Origin of the sequence: Actinoplanes sp. NPDC051411 (assembly GCF_040682075.1) — a bacterium.
In the GTDB taxonomy this organism is placed as follows: Bacteria; Actinomycetota; Actinomycetes; order Mycobacteriales; family Micromonosporaceae; genus Actinoplanes.
Map to the genome: position 1 here is coordinate 47,948 of NZ_JBFBAD010000044.1, position 16,624 is coordinate 64,571.

The window sequence follows — 16,624 nt, forward strand, 5'->3', positions numbered from 1 at the left end:
CATCGATGCGGGATGCAGGAGGATCGCTGTCCCGACACAGCCACGCTACGACGCGTCCGCGGACGGCACAAGGAGAATGAGAATCGTCAGTCATGAATGAATCAAGGAAGATCAATTAGGCTGAGATACTCCTCTTGCCGATGCCAGCTGGTCCGCAGCAGGGGCGCGGCTTCGGCGAGCGGCACGAATCTGCAAATGACCTCCAGCCCGGTGTCCCACGCGTCGTCGTCACCGACCACGGTGTGCTTCCAGACGTCGCGGGGCTCATCGCTCGCCAAGTGGAAGTAGACGCTGATGTATGGGTCGCCGGTGTCGTAGTTGTCTTGCTGGACACCGACGACGCCGACGAGCTCGAGGTGACCTGTGATGCCGGTTTCCTCGATGACCTCGCGAGTGGCGGCGGCATCCAGGCGCTCTCCAGGCTCCGCACCGCCGCCCGGCAGGTGCGTGCCGGCCTCCGGCTGTGACGGGTAGTCGAACACCAGCAGCTGAAGACCGTTTGAGGTCGTTCGCGTGACGTATGAGGTGGCGCGGATGCGGGCTCCGGGGATCATGCTCTTCTCAACGTTGCGCCGCCTGCTGCGGCTCGCTGTCGGCCGCGGATCTGCGAAATTTCGGGAGCAGCGAGAGTCCGGCGACGGCAATGGTCAGCAAGCCTCCGACTACGATCGGCGCGCCCATGGCGTACCGGGCCGCAATTACGCCGCCGACGGCGGCGCCGATCGGAGCCGCCCCATTGCCGATAAGGCGGAAGACGTTCACGACTCGGCCGAGCATGTGGTCGGGCACGAGTTGCTGGCGCGTGGAAACGGCTGCAACTGTGCCGATTGTGAAGCTGCCTCCGATTACCGCCATGCAAAGCCCGGCGAGATAGGGCGAGCTTGTCAAGGCGAGCGCGAGGAAGCAGTGGCGCGGGCAAGTTGGGCCCATCTCGAACGCTCGGCTATGCAGCGCGTCAGCCATGACGCAGCACGTCTGGAGCAGACCCAGCTCATCGGCGGCCACGAAAACGGCGCCACCATAGGTGGTTACCGCGAAATTCGATGTGCGCTCAGCATTAGGAAATCGATGCTCTATCCCCTGAGCTACGAGGGCCTGCGGCCCATATCGTACCGACCTGAGGATATCCACGAGTGCCCGGGAGTCCCACAGGGTGCCAAACGGTGCCATCGGGTAGGCCGGCGGCGGTTCCCGTGCTGGTCGGAGGATGCGCGGAGCAAATTCCGCGCACACGCGACGCTGTCTGGCCGGCGGTGACCGCGGGTGCCCAACGGTGAGCTCGGGTGCTACCCACTCGCCGAGCAACTTCGGAGCGCGCTGAGCAGGAGAAACACCTTCGGAGGTCGACTTGACCTTCGCGAGGGGTCACGCGACTGTTCGTGCACCGGTACCGCGGGGTGCGCCTCCTGCGGCAGCGTCGCCGGGCCTTCGCTGGGCTGACGCGGCCCTTCCGCCTCAAGGCGGTGGGCCAGCGCCTCAGCGTCGCGCAGATGCTAGAAGGAGTTCGGAGACCAGTTCGACATCGTCCGGCGTGACGTCGTCGCCGCCAACGGCGCCGATCCAGCTGAGCGCCTGCTCGCGGCGGCGGACCAACCAGAGATCTACGTGAATTGCGATGTCGCCGGCGATTGACGGATCGACATGGCCGATCTGGTCGAGCGCAACGGGTCGGGTAGCCGGGTCGAGGATGAGTCTGACGATGTCGAGCAAGTCAGTTCCCTGCTTGCCGACCGAACGGTTCATGACGGCCTGAAGCTTCATGGCCACCAATGGCCCGGGCTCGGCGACCGGCGTGGTTACTTCGAAGCGCTCGCTGTTGGCTCGGACAACCTCAAGCGTGACTTCGGTGGCGGTGTCGTTGGCCCACGCGTGAGCGGAAGCGTGCAGGCGATCACCGGGATCGTCGCTGGGCATGTCGATCTCGGCTTGACGTACCTCAAGGACGTCGACTTTCACCTTGCCGTAAGGAGTAGACAATATGACGGCTGCGGGCTGGACCGGCTCAGCACCGTCAGCGGCGCGTAGTACCTCGAGGTGGGGTGTCTCACCGAGGAGCCGATCGACCACATCGAGGTCAACTGTGGCGCGATAGGGATTCGACAGCCGGGACAGGACGGCTACGCCTCCCACCACCACGGGTGATTGGCCGATCAGTGTCCGGACCTCGATTACTCCCTGCACGACGGTGGCCATCGCGTCGCCGATGAACGTGACACGACTACCAGACACGGGTCCACCCTTCTCTTGGTGTCCATTCGTCGAGAATCTCTCGACCACGACCGATGTCCTGGGCCAGGTCGAGCGCGACGAACAGCGGGTGCGCCAGCGGCCACTTCATCGGATTCATGTCGGGATCGAACCGGTGCTGTACAACGGCGGGAACCGGGGCGATCCTGACGGTCGCTCGAGCCTGCGATGGCTTACCGGCGACGCCGAGCAACGTTGCTGCGCGCTGCTGAATGGCTTGGTCGGGTACGAAGAAGTCGAGTACTTGCCCAGATCGGAACGCTACCGGCGCACCGTATGCAGCCGCCGCAGCGGAGTCCGTCAATGCCCAACCGGTTTCGCTCTCAACATTTTCCAGCCCGAGGCGCAGCGCCTGTGTCAGGACCGCATCACCGGGAACTGGCAACTGAGTGAGATACGTGCGCGGGGTTCCCCAGCGTTCGGCGACCAGCCAGAACAAACGAGAATCCGTAATAGCGTTCTTGGCGTCCAGCAGCCCCTCGCGACGAAGCTCGGCAAGAACCTCAGAGACCGTGCTAGCCGAGCGGCCGAGCTGACGCGCCAGCTCTCGCACCGCGGCTCCACGTCGAGGTTGCATCAAGATCCTGGCGGCGATCTCCAGCCCGACCTTGCCGCTCAAAGCACTCGTCCGCCGGGACCGCTCTCCGACCGGTGCAACCTCGGCGTCGATCACCACGCCTTTGGCCCGTAACCCCAGCCGGCCGCGTAGATCGTAGTAGCCAGCCTGATGGGTGGTCAGGATTCTGCGAGCCGTTTCAGTCACCCGATCTGCCACGATCAGTAACGTCGCGGCCGACGACGCATGCGCCCCGAGTGCCTGCTCCGCGACGGAATTAGTCACCAGGGCACGTCGCTTTATTTGGAGCGCCAATCGCACGCCGTTGTCGCTGAGTATCAGGTCAGCCCTGGCGTCGGATGAGCTCGGGGAGGGTTGCACGTCGATCCCCAGCTGGGCGAAGGCGTCAACTATCAGCGCCTCGGTCTCCATGCGTGCATGGTCGCAGATGTTCGGTGTTCGGTCAATACCGAACATCGAACACGCCGACCAGTAGCGCGACCCCACCCGCGCGGCACCTTCGCCCGAGGCCGCAAGGACATGGCCAGCGTTGAGCACGCCGCAAGCGAGCAAGCCCCCTCGTCGGCGATTCCGCCGCCGCCCGCCGAACCCCTTAGCCGACTACGAGGGCACCCTCGTTGCGATCTCCACGACGACACGGCCACGATCCGCCACACGCGCCTACAGGCCTCGAAGCGCGGCGTCAATTGGGGTGCCGCATGCGAGGTAACCCGGACGACGGAAGGATTCAATCGATGAGCGTCAACGAAAGTCGGATCGAGGACAGAGTCGGACGGACGACACTATTACCGTGAGTGCGCATCACATTGACGGAGCGAGAGGGGAGAGCGTGCCAATCGCGGCGAGTCTCCAGGTTCCGTCCGTCCAAAGGAATGCGATCAAGGACAGCGCGAAATACGGTGCGCCGATGACTACGAGCGCCAACTCCGTCATTGCCGCCATCGACGCCCGTCGGCCGGGCCTGAAACTTGCCAAGAAGCACTCGCTGCTGTTCTTCGTCCAGGGCCACCACATCGCCCACTTCGGCAGCCCGCTGTTCGACGAGTCCATCACCGCCACCGAGCGCGGTGTCTCAGTCCCTGACGCCGACGGCAGCCCAGCAGAGCAGCCGGAGAGCGAGGGCCCGCTCAACACCATCGGTTACGTCATCGAGCGCTACGGTGCCCTCTCGCCGGCTGACCTTCGCACCCTCATCCAGTCATCGCAGCCGTGGCAGGCCGCGACCAAGCCGGGAGGCGGCGGCCGCATCGACTCCGACATCCTGCGCGACTGGTTCCGCCGCGACGACGAAACCAACGATCCCGATGACGAACGGCCCAACCGGGCCGAACGCGCCCAGGCCGACGAGCTCTGGAAGACCCACAAGGCACAGCAAGCCTCCTGACCTGCGAGGGAGCGGTATGGCCGAACCTTATGGCCCGTGGCGGCTCGACGACTTCGAATCGAAGCTTCACGAGTGGGGTCCGACCGTTCCGCTCCCCGGCGAGGTTTACGCCGACATCAAAAGGTGGATCACCAACCGTGCTGACCGCCCACGCGGCGACGCCGTCTTGGTCGACGGTGAGGAAAACGTATGGCAGGCCCCGGTGACCTACCTGCCCGATCTAGATCTAGACAACGGTCTGCAGCGGGTGGTGTGCGCCTACCGCGTCATCGAGGCCGAGCATCGGATCGTGTGCGAGCTGTTCGCCGTATTGCCAGCCTCGATAGGCGCGGAGGCGGACGCGTGAACAGTCACTGGGAGTTGAAAGAGTTCAAGGTGCTGTTTCCTCGCTGGCGCGACCTCAGCGAGCCGAAACCTCCTGCCGACGTGGTGAAGCGCGTCGACATCTGGTGGCGCGGCCTCGAGTTTTCGCCCGATCGCCCGCGCGCTGACCGGGTCAGCCCGGACAGGGACCCTGTCGGCAACCTCTGGTGGACATGGGTTCCGAACGGCGGCTGGACAGACGAGCAGAAACGCCGTTTCCGCGTCGTGTGTTACGTGCGGATCTTCGAGCACCATGATCCGCGACTAATTGTCTGCGAGAAGTTCGAGACTTGCGAGGCCACACCGCCGCCCGCAGGAGCTGCCTAGATTCGCCGTGCCGCGCGGACGGCCGCGAGGTGAACCCATCGGTTAAAGGGATGGCGTAAGACTTACCCGCCCGTTCCGTCGGCAGCGGATGGGGTCAGCTGCCTGAACGTTGAGATAACCGACGCTGCACCCCACAACGCACGACGCCTACGACCGACCAAAATAGCGCCTGGATAGATAACTTGTCATTGAATGATGACAAGTCCAGGATCCTGTCCCTACAAGCTGTCAGGGCTGCCTTCAACTTTCGCGACGGGCAGGCATGGGCCTCGGGTGCACCGCTCGGAGAGTCGATCGCATACACCGCCCTGTGTCGTTACCTAGCCCGAGGTGACGCTCCGGTCGCTGACCCCATGGCGTACGCGAGGCATTGGATGTGCTTGGGCCGGTGCAGGCCGTGGTTGACGTCCTGGGCGCGTCACGAAGGGGATGCCGTGACCCGACCTACCCGCACCCACGCAGGTAGCCGTGCACCTTGACCTGCAGAACTTGGTCCGCAGGCAAGGCCGTCAAACCCAGACTTGCCGAGGTCTTGACCCGCCTTTCACGCCAATGGCAGTTCGGCCACAGTGCAACAACACATTGACGGGATTATCGACCCAGGAATTCGGTGGCCTGGGCGTAAAGGGCATCGAACGTCTCGTTGGGGTCCAGGGTCTCGGCGACCGCGCGCACTCGTGCCCGCTGATCCTCGTGTGCCTGCCAGTAGGACTGGGGAACGCGTCGCATCAAGGCGTCGAGGAGATCACCTGGATAGAAGTCGCCCTCGGCCAGCGGATTGCGTTCGACTTGGTCAATCGCCAGGGGGACGAGCGTGTGCAGCCCGATCTGCTGCGAGATGAGCAGACGCAAGCCCTCGGCGTCGAGCGCACCGACCGGCCGCTTGCGCAGCGCGTACGCAGTGCTGATCAACCGCGTCGCATCGGCTGGCGGGTCGCCCCAACGGTCGTTCTCGATTTCTTCGAGCGACCGGCCTTGGTCGTGCTCAGCCACTGCGTCTCCCTAGTTCGTCGCTGGAAGGTTGGTCTTAGGATCGTGGGACGAATTGCTCGGAATGGTCGAGTAATCGGCTCGCCTCAGACAGTTCGGCCTGGAACTGCGCCTTGTCTGAAGCCGAAACCCGCGAATCGCCGAGCAAGCGCTTCAGCTGGCTGATCCGATTAACCAGGCCATTCTGCGCATTCCTCACCTCGTCCACATGGTCCCATGGCGTGCCGGTCGACTTGGTCGCCACCACCTCGCCGTTCAACTCCCGGCGCGCCGCGTCCAGGTCCCGGTCGGTGAGGTGTTCCTTCATGTTGTCGGTCTTCGTCGGCCCGGACGGCTCGGACCGCCCTGTACGCACCGGGGTGACTGCATCGTCCGAAGCGGCGTGCTGCATCAGCAGCCCGCTCGCAGTGGCTGTCATGCCGGCGCCGACGGTGATGCCCGCTGCCGAGGCGATGTTCAACGGCACGCCGCCGATCGCGCCGATCCCGGTCGCGTCGAGAACCAGGCCGGTGCCCTCGCCGAGGGTGCTGACCTCGGTCAGCAGTAGGCCGCCGACGAGCGAAGCGGTCTCACCCGGATGGTGCACCATCGCGTTACCGAAGGAGGCGAGACCGTTGACGACGTGCGCGCCCGCGGTCTCGAGGAAGCCACCTACCTTGTCGAGCCAGCTGGACTTCTTGGGCGCCGAGTCCGCCTCCTGGTCCAGGAAACGGGCAGCGACGTCGCCGGCTGTGCCGACCTGTGTGCGGGCGGCGCTGAGGGTGTCGATTGCGTGCTGACGTCCAGGTGCGCCGGTGTCGACGAACGGGCCTACCGGCTGCTCGGGCGGTGCCTGCGCGGCGGCCTTCTGGTAGGACTGCTGGGCATTTTGGGTCTCGGCCTGGGCCGCGTCCCACAGTCGTATGGCGTCGGCTGCCTGCTGCTGCGCCCATTCCAGGACATGGGCGTACGTGTTGAGGGCGTCCGCTGCGGTCGCGAGCGAGTCGGCCGCCACGTACCACTTGTTGGGTTCGTAGCTGAACTTGTCCTGGAACTCTTCTGCTGCCGGGCCGGTCCACGCGCCGGTGTCGATGTCGACGAGACCGTCGCCGGCTTTCTCCACATGGCCTGACCTGGTCTTCAGAGCGCTGGCGTTCGCCCGGATTGCGGCCACGTCGCCCGGCACCAGTGCTCGCGGATCGTGCGTCTGCCCCAGCTCAGCCATCGACGACCGACTTACCCGGATCGGTGGTCAGCCGGCCGGCCACGCCTCGGTCGGCCGCCTGATAGGCCTGGGCGACCTTGCCGAGCACATCTCCGATGGCCTTGGCATCCTTGGTCAGGATGTCGATGCCCTCGCTCCAGCGATCGCAGAAGTTCTCCATCGACTTGTGCAGGCCAGCGTGGCCGTAGACGCTTTCCGCACGGTCCAGGTGCGACAGCGCTGACCCCTTCTGGTCGGCAACACTCTCCTCAATGCCGGCGGAGGCCGACTCCAGGGTGCCGATCTCGACGTGGAATCCAGGTCCGTCCATGCAAGCCCCAACCATGCCGGTCGAAGCCTTGAGGGTAGGACCACTTCACCAGTCGGCCTAGACGCGCACCGGGCACTCCTGGCGGGCACGCCTCGGGCGAGGCAGGCGGTCGGTCTGCCGCGTACGCGGAGACCATCCAGCACTACGCCGAGCTGGCCGGGCTGACTTCTATGGGACGCCGGTCGAGGTGGTGGAAAGCGCAATGAAGTCTCCCGCGTCGCCTACCTCGACTTCCAGGGAGAGGTGGCGAGAACTGACTCGTTAGGTGGTACAGCTCGACCCGGCCGCATTCCGGGACGAGGAAACCTTGGCGAACCTTGGGTACGAAAAGTGTGCACATCGTCCAACATCAGCAGGGGCGGATCACGACTGTGACGGGACCGCTGGGGGATGAGGTTTACGCGGCGGAGGACGGTTTCGTCGCTATTTGGAGACAAATTCGGTCATGACTCGCTTCATCGTCGAGAACGTGCATAGAACCTCCAGCCGTCCATGGGCCTTGGTAACCGGACGGCTCGAAGGCGACGAACTCCACATTGGTGACAAACTGACAATCAGGCACAGCAACGTCCAGGTCGCCACCGCGGTCGTACGGTCCATCGAGCTTCACAGCGCGCCGGACAAGATCGCCATCGCCATCGACGCCGCCCTGGCCGAGACCATCCAGAGCGGCACGGTGCTCGTCCAAGCCACGTAACCGAGCGCTGAGGAGCCATCGGTGCCACCTGGCTTGGATAGCTTGTCCGGCGCACAGCGGGCATTGGCCGACTTCCTCCGCCTGGACCCGGACCTTTGGCTGCCGCTCCGCTACTCAACGAATCCGGCCGGCTGAGCAGAGCGGGCAGCCGATCGGTGACTTGCTGTACGACGCCGGGGCGGGTGAGGCCTCCGGCACCGCTGCCGGAGGCGTGGACCGACGGCTTTTCAGTCAGGTAGTAGCCGCAATCATGCGTGCGTACCGCCGGTCGGGATCCCCGCCGGCCACTGCCCACGCTTACTACTACTGATGCCGAGATTGGTGTGGACGACGAGCTGGTTCAGACCCGCCATGCCCTCGGATTCGTCGATACGTGACGAGCTACAGAACTAGCCCAACTGCCCGAATCCCGCCGCAAACTGAACGTCGGTCTCCCGCATATCGAACATGATTGGGCCGCAGATCGAAAGGATCTGGGCCCGCAGATCGAAACCCTGGCGCTATCATGCGAGGGTGCCAACATCGCACCTCGTTCCACGCCGCGTCGCTGTGCAGGTGGATGCCGCCCTGGCTGACACCCGTGTCGTGCTGATCAGCGGAGCTCGCCAAGCCGGCAAGAGCACCCTGGTCCGCATTCTGGCCGGCGATCGGCTGGTCGAGCGCCGCGACCTCGACCGTGCCCAGGACCGAGCCGCCGCGATCGCCGACCCGGTCGGTTTCGTCGACTCGGCTGAGCTGCTGGTCATCGACGAGATCCAGCGCGCGCCGGAGTTGCTGCTGGCTATCAAGGCCGCCGTCGACGAGGACCCCCGTCCCGGCCGTTACCTGCTTACCGGATCGTCACGGCTGTTCGGCATGGTCGCCGCCCCCGACGCGCTGCCCGGCCGGATGGAAACCGTCGAGCTCTGGCCGTTCTCCCAGGGCGAGATCGACACCGAGCCGGACGGGTTCATCGACGCGATCTTCGCCCTCGGCCCCGACCTGCGACACGAATCGGCCGTCGCCCGGGCCGACTACGCGGCCCGAATCGTCCGCGGTGGCCTTCCCGAGGCGACGACTCGAGACGACCTCCGTCGCCGCCAACGGTTCTTCGACGCGTACGTCCAAGCGCTCGTCGACCGCGACGTCCGGCAGCTGTCCGACATCCAGCACAAGGGTGAGTTACGCAAGTTGGTGCGCCTGGTGGCCGCTCGATCCGCGACCATCATCGCCGCCAACTCCTTGGAGTCGGCGCTCGGACTCAGCCGGCCGACGGTGGCGCGTTACCTCCAGGCGCTGGAGGAGATCTTCCTGGTCAAGCGAATCCCGGGCTGGTCCCGCAACCTCGGCACCCGAGCGACCGCAGCCGCGAAACTGATCTTCGTCGACTCGGGTATCGCCGCCAACGAACTCGCCACTGATGCCCGTGCTCTGCTCAGGCCGGGGGCGCCGTTCGGCCCGCTGCTCGAATCGTTCGTCCTGTCCGAGCTGTCGCGCCAGCTCACCTGGTCCGAGCAGCAAGCCGACCTCTCCCACTACCGCGACCAGAGCAAGTACGAGGTCGACGCCGTACTCGAGAACCGAGCCGGCCACGTCGTCGGCATCGAAGTCAAAGCCGCCACCACCGTCGGCCCGGACGACTTCCGCGGACTACGCCGACTCGCCGACCGCCTCGGCGACGACTTCGTCGCCGGCATCGTCCTCTACACCGGCACCTCCACACTGCCGTTCGGGGACAAGCTTCGCGCCATGCCGGTCAGCGCCCTGTGGCAGGTCCCCTCACCGGCCGCAATCTGACCTCACGCCGCCAGACAGCGTCCTGGGCGAGCGGCCTTCAGGCATCTTCCTGTGTCGTTCTGAGAGAAGCCGCCGCCATCACCGACAAGGTCTTCAATCCCATCACGGTGAGGAAGGACGTTGAGACGCTCACCTTCGCGAGCTCTCCTGAGCAGGTATGACACCGTCCGCGGTCGACTTGATGTTCGTGAGCGTTGGAGCCATCGTTCGTACACCGGTACCGCGGGGTGCGCCCTGCGACAGCGACGCCGGGCATCTCGCGCACGAGGTGCCCGGCGCGTGGCTTCTCCCGGAACGGCTACGCGCCGATGCGACCTCAGGGTTGGATTCGGGCCACCTCTCGCGGCTTTGATCTCGTACGTCGTGTTTGCGACCTCTGTCGGGCGTCCCTCAGGGTAGGTACATGGCGCGCGGCGCCCGTTGTCGCGCGTTTAGAGTGGGCCGCTGACGGTGGCGGAAGGTGACCGATGGCGAAGCTGATCCTCTCTCCGGAGGAAGCCGTCCTCTGCGACGTGGTCGGGGTTCGCGTCTTCCTCCAGGCGCGCGCGGTGCTGGCCGATGGGGAGGTCGTTGTTCAGTCCGTCGACGCATCTGGCCAGGCGGTCGGCAAAGTTCGCGACAGCGGCGTGGTGACCGGCGAGGTGGTCTCCGGGGAAACGTCCACTTTGGCGGGCATGTGCACCTGCGCTGACGCGGACTGCGTACATGTCGTGGCGCTGCTCATCGCCACTCAGCAGGAGACCAGACCGACGAAGTCCGTGGCGCCGACTCAGCGGCGCCCGAAGGCCGGGCGGTGGGAATCCCAGCTGACCGCATTGATGCGAGACGTGGTCGGGCCGCCGCCTCCCCGGCCTGCGGATCCCGGGCTTGGCCTGCAGTTCGAGCTGGTGAACGGGTATCTTCCGCGCACCCGCAAAACGGGGCAGCGGATCTCGATGCGCCCGGTTCTTCCTGGGCGCAGGGGCTGGGTGCGCTCGGGTATCAGTTGGCACTCGATCGACTATGCCGGGGGGCATTCGCCGGATCTGGAGCACCATCGCCGGCTGCTCAACGAGATCGTAAAACTGTCCGGCTCCTACGCGCCTTACTACGGCAGCGGCGCCGGCACGAACCTCTTCCTCGACGAATTCCGTAGCCGTCGAATCTGGGACTTGCTGGCCGAGGCGCAGGAATCTGGCCTGACGCTGATGCAGTACGGAAAGAACGCCCTCCCGGTAGCCGTGGCACGCCGCCCGGCCCGGGTGTCGATGCAGGTGGATCGCGTCGACGGCGATCTGTCATTGCGCGCCGTGGTACAGGACGACGGTATGCCGGTGGACCCGGAGCACGCGATCTTCATTGGCGAACCGGCGCACGGCATCGCGTTGTGGGACGCAGAGGCTGGAGCCGAGCAGACGGGGCGCCTCATGCGACTGGCTCCCCTGGCTCGTCCGCTTCCGAAATCAGCCCGCAAGGTTCTGACCGCACCGACCATCCGGATTCCGCGAAAGCAGGAGAACCAGTTCTTCGCCGAATTCTATCCGAATCTGGTCAGGCAGGTGGACGTCGTAGCCGCTCGCCCGGACCTGAGCCTGCCTGAAGTGGGTGCTCCCAGCCTGACCGCGACGCTGGCTGCCGAACGCGGGCACCAACTGCGGCTGCGCTGGGAGTGGGTGGTCGAGGTGGGCGGCGGCCGCCACGGCGAGCCGCTGTGGTCCCCGACGTTCTCCGACGAGCAGGCCGACCTGGTACGAAAGACGGCTGATCTTGTCGGTCCGGGCCTGTTCGAGCCTGGTCCGACGGGTCCTCGGCTCGCCGACGAATCGGTGCTCGGTGGCGATGCGATGATCCATTTCCTGAGGACGGTGGTCCCCGCACTGATCGAACTCGGCGTGTCCGTGATCGAGCCGGAGGAGGACTGGGACCTTCAGGAGAGCGAAGCGCCGCCGGTCATCACCTTCGCGAGCCCCACCCAGGTCGATGAGCACGATTGGTTCGATCTGTCGGTTCGCGTCGAGGTGGGAGGCGAGCAGGTCGACTTCGAGTCGCTCTTTGTCGGGCTCGCCCGGGACCAGGAGTTCGTGATCCTGCCCAGCGGCCTCTATTTCGGTCTCGACCGCCCGGAGTTTCGGCAGCTACGCGAGTTGATCGTCGAGTCGCGAGCGCTCACCGACAGCCCGCCGGGCGTGCTGCGGGTGGGCCGGTTCCAAGCCGGCGTCTGGGACGAGCTGGCCGAGCTGGGTGAGCTGGGCGGTCAGGCCGCCGATTGGCAGCGTACGGTGGCCGCGCTGAGCGAGGTGGGGATGCTCCTGGATCAGCCGCTGCCGGCCGAGGTGAACGCCGAGCTGCGCCCGTACCAGCTGGAGGGCTTCCGCTGGCTGGCAGCGCTGCATGACAACGGGCTCGGCGGCATACTCGCCGATGACATGGGTCTCGGCAAGACGCTGCAGGCCCTGGCGCTGCTCTGCCACGCCCGCAAACACGGCCGATTCCTCGTCGTTGCGCCGGCCAGCGTCGTGCATAACTGGACGGCCGAGGCCGGCCGCTTCGCCCCCGATCTCGAGGTCCGGGCGATCACCTCGACTGCGGCCCGGCGAGGAGTCGACCTGGCCGAGGCGATCGAACAAGCCGACGTGGTGATCACCTCGTACACCCTGTTCCGGCTGGAGTACGACGAATACGCCTCGGTGGACTGGGCCGGCCTGGTGCTGGACGAAGCACAATTCGTGAAGAACCCCCAGTCGCAGGCGTACAAATGTGCCCGCCGCCTCCCGGCGCCTTTCAAAGTCGCCATCACTGGCACACCGATGGAAAACAACCTGGCCGAACTGTGGGCGCTCTGTTCGATCGCGGCACCGGGCCTTTTCCCCCGGCTCGACCGGTTCACCGAGTATTACCGTCACCCGATCGAGCGGAATCACGACCAGGATCGGCTCGCCCAACTGCGCCGGCGGATCCGCCCGCTGGTGCTGCGCCGCCGCAAGAACGAGGTCGCCGCCGAGCTGCCGGCCAAGCAGGAACAGGTGATCGAGGTCGACCTGTCGCCCGGACATCGCAAGATCTACCAGCGTTACCTTCAGCGGGAGCGGCAGAAAGTCCTCGGCCTGCTCGGCGACCTGGAGAAGAACCGTTTCGAGATCTTCCGCTCGCTGACGCTGTTGCGTCAGGCCAGCCTGGACGTGGCTTTGGTCGACGACCAACACCGCGCCATCTCGTCGACCAAACTCGATCTGCTCATGGAACAACTCGGCGACATCGTCGAGGAGGGGCACCGCACCCTCGTGTTCAGCCAGTTCACCCGGTTCCTCGGCGCGGCTCGCGATCGATTGGAACAGGCCGGGATCGCGTACGCGTATCTGGACGGCACCACCCGTGACCGCAAGCGGGCGGTTGAGGAGTTCAAGACCGGCGCCGCGCCGGTTTTCCTGATCAGTCTGAAGGCCGGTGGGTTCGGCCTGAACCTGACCGAGGCGGACTACTGCATCCTGCTCGATCCGTGGTGGAATCCGGCGACCGAGGCACAGGCGGTGGACCGGGCCCATCGCATCGGACAGACTCGCAACGTGATGGTTTATCGCCTGGTAGCACGCGACACCATCGAGGAGAAGGTGATGGCCTTGCAGACCCGTAAGGCCGAACTGTTCGCCGGGGTGATGGACGGCGGCGAATTCGCATCGGCCGGACTCACCGCCGCCGACATCCGCGAACTCCTCAAATAGCCGTCCGCTGGCGCTGGGATTGGTGTGGACGACGGGCTCGATCAGATCCGCTGCGAGCGCGTCCTGGCAGGACGAGCTCCACGCGCTTTCCGCGGCAGGTCCCGCACTTGCCGCAACGGACCGCGCGGGCCGCAGAGCAGCGCTTGTCGCCGCTCCGTATGCTCGCGCCGTGACGTCCGAACTGTGCCGTTTGGCCGATGAGTGTCTGCTGATCACCCGGGCCCGGCAACTGGCGGCGTGGGTCGGCGCGGGGAAGCCGGTGACGACGAAAGGCGTCTTGCGACCGGTTGACATCGCTGCTGTCGGCGCCGCTCTCGATGTGGCTGTCCCGGTTCGGGTTCGGACGGCCGCGGACGTCGAAGCGATCCACCGGCCTTGGGTCGCGGCGGAGGCCATCGGGTGGCTGGGCGTGGCGGCCAATCGGGCGGTCGCTACCGCCGGCCCCGAAGACGATGTCGTTCAGCGCTGGTGGACCGGAGTCCGGGCGGTGCTGCGAGTCGAATCGCATGACGATCGGGACCGCGGCGCCCCAGTGTTGCTGCGGAGCATTCTCACCGTGTTGACCACCCAGCCTTCACTCGGAGTCGCTGACATCCCCAAGGCCGCTCATGATCTGCTCTACCACTCTGATATCGGGGACACGAGCGCGGCTTACTCGGCATTCCGGCAGAGTGTCATGCCGGAAGACGCCGGACTCGAACTGCTCGGGGAAATCGGTGCGGTTGGCGACGACGGCCATCCAACCGAGTTAGGTCGGTGGATGCTGCAGCGCTTGATCGAGGAGTGGCCGCCGCCCGTTGCGCTCGATGCGCCTGCCGCCGCGATGCTCGACCGGCTGGCCGCGCTGCCCGGAGACGAGATACGGCGGCAGGCTGGGCCGTGGCTGGCCGAGCGCGGAGCCGGCCGTGCAGCAGCGGAACTGCTCAACGCAGCCGCCGCTGCCCCGCCGGCACAGCGAATCGCCGCTGTCGACGTCGTGGCCGGCCTCGGCGAGCCCGCGCTGCCCGCATGGCAGCAAGCCGCAGAGGTACCGACACTGGGTCCCCACGCCCGGCTGGTGCTCGCCGACCTTGAGCATGACGGCGACGAGGAGGTGCCGGAACCTGATGCGGCCGACCTACGGTGGCTCGGCGTCGAGTACGCGGCCGCTGCGCTGGCGGTCGACGGCCCGTACGAGGCGTTCCTCGTCCTTCACGAACGCGGCGGCCTGGATCAGCTGGGCGGCACCGGACACCCTGACGAGGCGGCCCTACGCGAGAGTTTGGCCGAACTGATCGCGTCCGGCGGGCCGCCGATCCCGACCTACCAGTTGAAGATCACGCTTACCAGGGTGCGGCCGCCGGTCTGGCGGCGTGTTCGCGTGCCGGCCACCGCGACGTTGGACGAGCTGCACCGGGTCGTCCAGATCGCCTTCGACTGGGACGACGATCATCTGCACGTGTTCACGGCGGACGGGCGCCGCTACGCCGATCCGTTCTTCGGTCTGGACGAGACCGCGGACGAGTTCCGGGCCCGGCTCGGAAAGGTAGCGCCGAGCGTCGGAGCCACTCTGACGTACGTCTATGACCTCGGGGTGCCAGCTTGAAGCCGCGGGCGTGCAGGTACTCGAGGAAGGCGTGCACGTTGGGCCGCCCGGGCCCGAGGACACGCTCGACCACATCGCCGTTGCGTCTTGGCTTGGAGAACCGGCCCCGCTCCATCGCGTCGGTCATGCCGCGCGCCCCTCTCCAGCCAGCACCAAGCCGGTCACCGTCTCCTCGACAATAGGCCGCCCCACTGATCTCGTGATCAACGATTGGTAGAGCGCCTCCGTCCGGACGACCATCCGCTCCACGGTAAGCGCCTGGACGCGCGCGAGCCCACCGGCTATCAGCCGCTCCCGCAGGTGCCGGTCACCCAGCAGCCTCCGGATGACGTCCGCGAGCGCGGCCGGCTCACCGACCGGCGCCAGCAAGCCGGAGATCCCGGGCTGGACGGCCTCGCGCAGCCCGTCGGTGTCGCTGGCCACGACTGGAACTCCGCAGGCCATCGCCTCCAGCGCCGCCATGCCCAGCCCTTCCACATGACTGGGCTGCACATATACGTCCGACGCGTGCAGCAGTCCGGCGATCTGGTCATGGCCGCAGTCCTCGATGAGCTGCACCCGGTCGGTCAGATCCAGCTCGCCGATTCGGCGACGCATCGAAGCAGCGTAGGCCTGCGAGCCGGAGCTCGTCGTGCCCACCAGCAGGACCCGCAACTGCGGTACGGCGTCGGCAACCAGGCGGGTGGCCTCGATCAGCTCCAACAGCCCCTTGCGCTGCTTGAACCGAGCAATGCAGGTGAGCACAATCTCGTCCGGGCCGATCCCTAACCGGCGGCGGGCGGGGCCAGGGGCGGCCGGGGTAAACCGGGAGAGATCGACGCCGAGGTCGATGCGCCGCAGATTCACTGCGCCGAAGTTGCGGGCCACGTTCTCGTAGTAGGCGCTGACCGCGATGTGAGCGTCGACGGGCAGGTGCTCGAACACCAGCCGACAACGGCCGGCGCCAGCCGGGCCGCGCTCACGCTGTACTTCGTGCGAGGTCACAACCAGCGGGATGTCGTGCTGCAGCTTCAGGACAGTGCCCAACAAGGCGGTGTCCTGGCTGTTGGCGTGAATGACGTCCACGCCAGCCAGGTCGATCGAACGCGACACGGCCGGCAGCAGCCCGAAGGCCATCTGTTCCCAGGTCGACACATCCGGGCCCGACAGGTGCGCCAAGTACGACCGTTCCCGCACCACCGTCACTCCGCCCTCTTCACAGACGGTCGAGTCCTCAGCCGCCGAGCTGCCGTCGGTGAAAACCGTGACCTGGTGACCGCGGCCGGCCAGACCGGCCGCGAGATCACGGCAGTAGCTCTCGGCGCCGCCGATGACCGGGTGGTAGTTGGTGCTGAGCATCAAGATGCGCACGGCGTCCTCCGCGACTGTTCGCTGACCTTTCCGTGTAGTTCCACCGCCGTCGTTCTCCTCTCTCAGGTGCTGCAATCGAGCAAGTGCGCAGAGCGGTCGACAGGCCTTGGCCGCGG

General features: G+C 66.2%; 15 protein-coding genes. 7 read left to right on the forward strand and 8 right to left on the reverse strand.

The genetic code is table 11. The annotated features are described in order from the left end of the window. Positions 1–101: 101 nt before the first annotated feature. From AB0M88_RS24295 to AB0M88_RS24310, 4 genes are all read right to left on the reverse strand, one after another. A complete protein-coding gene (locus tag AB0M88_RS24295) occupies positions 102–554 on the reverse strand; it encodes an NUDIX domain-containing protein (protein WP_364105854.1) in 453 nt (150 codons plus the stop codon). Positions 555–561: 7 nt separating this feature from the next. Further along, entirely contained in the window at positions 562–963 is a 402-nt protein-coding gene (locus tag AB0M88_RS24300; RefSeq protein WP_364105856.1) for an MFS transporter, read from the reverse strand. 513 nt (positions 964–1,476) lie between these two features. Beyond that, positions 1,477–2,229 carry a hypothetical protein gene (locus AB0M88_RS24305; RefSeq protein ID WP_364105858.1) on the reverse strand — a complete coding sequence of 251 codons (753 nt, stop codon included), beginning with the start codon at positions 2,227–2,229 and terminating at the stop codon, positions 1,477–1,479. Beyond that, a complete protein-coding gene (locus tag AB0M88_RS24310; protein ID WP_364105860.1) occupies positions 2,219–3,235 on the reverse strand; it encodes a restriction endonuclease in 1,017 nt (338 codons plus the stop codon). The genes AB0M88_RS24305 and AB0M88_RS24310 overlap by 11 nt, the downstream gene beginning before the upstream one ends. 418 nt (positions 3,236–3,653) lie before the next feature. On the opposite strand from AB0M88_RS24310, the gene AB0M88_RS24315 reads away from it, so the two are divergent. Genes AB0M88_RS24315 through AB0M88_RS24325 form a run of 3 tightly spaced genes read left to right on the forward strand, consistent with a single transcriptional unit; the run spans position 3,654 to position 4,898 of the window. Next, entirely contained in the window at positions 3,654–4,208 is a 555-nt protein-coding gene (locus tag AB0M88_RS24315; RefSeq protein ID WP_364105862.1) for a hypothetical protein, read from the forward strand. A 16-nt stretch (positions 4,209–4,224) separates the two neighbouring features. Next, entirely contained in the window at positions 4,225–4,554 is a 330-nt protein-coding gene (locus AB0M88_RS24320) for a hypothetical protein (RefSeq protein ID WP_364105864.1), read from the forward strand. After that, positions 4,551–4,898, forward strand: coding sequence for a hypothetical protein (locus AB0M88_RS24325; RefSeq protein WP_364105866.1), 348 nt, complete (start codon positions 4,551–4,553; stop codon positions 4,896–4,898). Before AB0M88_RS24320 ends, AB0M88_RS24325 begins: the two co-directional genes overlap by 4 nt. Positions 4,899–5,489: 591 nt before the next feature. Here AB0M88_RS24325 and AB0M88_RS24330 read toward each other — a convergent pair. The 3 genes from AB0M88_RS24330 to AB0M88_RS24340 are packed head-to-tail and all read right to left on the reverse strand — an operon-like array spanning position 5,490 to position 7,402. Then, complete coding sequence (locus AB0M88_RS24330) at positions 5,490–5,891, reverse strand: contact-dependent growth inhibition system immunity protein (RefSeq protein WP_364105868.1); 402 nt, start codon at positions 5,889–5,891, stop codon at positions 5,490–5,492. A gap of 34 nt (positions 5,892–5,925) precedes the next feature. After that, complete coding sequence (locus AB0M88_RS24335) at positions 5,926–7,092, reverse strand: putative T7SS-secreted protein (protein ID WP_364105870.1); 1,167 nt, start codon at positions 7,090–7,092, stop codon at positions 5,926–5,928. After that, a complete protein-coding gene (locus AB0M88_RS24340) occupies positions 7,085–7,402 on the reverse strand; it encodes a hypothetical protein (protein ID WP_364105872.1) in 318 nt (105 codons plus the stop codon). Before AB0M88_RS24340 ends, AB0M88_RS24335 begins: the two co-directional genes overlap by 8 nt. Positions 7,403–7,847: 445 nt before the next feature. Between AB0M88_RS24340 and AB0M88_RS24345 the strand changes: the two genes are divergently transcribed. From AB0M88_RS24345 to AB0M88_RS24360, 4 genes are all read left to right on the forward strand, one after another. Then, positions 7,848–8,099 carry a hypothetical protein gene (locus AB0M88_RS24345; RefSeq protein ID WP_364105874.1) on the forward strand — a complete coding sequence of 84 codons (252 nt, stop codon included), beginning with the start codon at positions 7,848–7,850 and terminating at the stop codon, positions 8,097–8,099. Between the two features lie 513 nt (positions 8,100–8,612). After that, a complete protein-coding gene (locus AB0M88_RS24350; protein ID WP_364105876.1) occupies positions 8,613–9,875 on the forward strand; it encodes an ATP-binding protein in 1,263 nt (420 codons plus the stop codon). Between the two features lie 467 nt (positions 9,876–10,342). Further along, positions 10,343–13,573: a DEAD/DEAH box helicase gene (locus tag AB0M88_RS24355; RefSeq protein ID WP_364105878.1), complete on the forward strand. Its 3,231-nt coding sequence runs from the start codon at positions 10,343–10,345 to the stop codon at positions 13,571–13,573. A 169-nt stretch (positions 13,574–13,742) separates the two neighbouring features. After that, the gene (locus tag AB0M88_RS24360; RefSeq protein WP_364105880.1) at positions 13,743–15,158 is read left to right on the forward strand and encodes a plasmid pRiA4b ORF-3 family protein; all 1,416 of its coding nucleotides are present in this window, start codon (positions 13,743–13,745) and stop codon (positions 15,156–15,158) included. Between the two features lie 123 nt (positions 15,159–15,281). Here AB0M88_RS24360 and AB0M88_RS24365 read toward each other — a convergent pair whose 3' ends face one another. Continuing rightward, positions 15,282–16,508 (reverse strand): glycosyltransferase family 4 protein, encoded by a 1,227-nt coding sequence (locus tag AB0M88_RS24365; RefSeq protein ID WP_364105881.1) that lies wholly within the window; start codon positions 16,506–16,508, stop codon positions 15,282–15,284. Between the last annotated feature and the right edge of the window lie 116 nt (positions 16,509–16,624).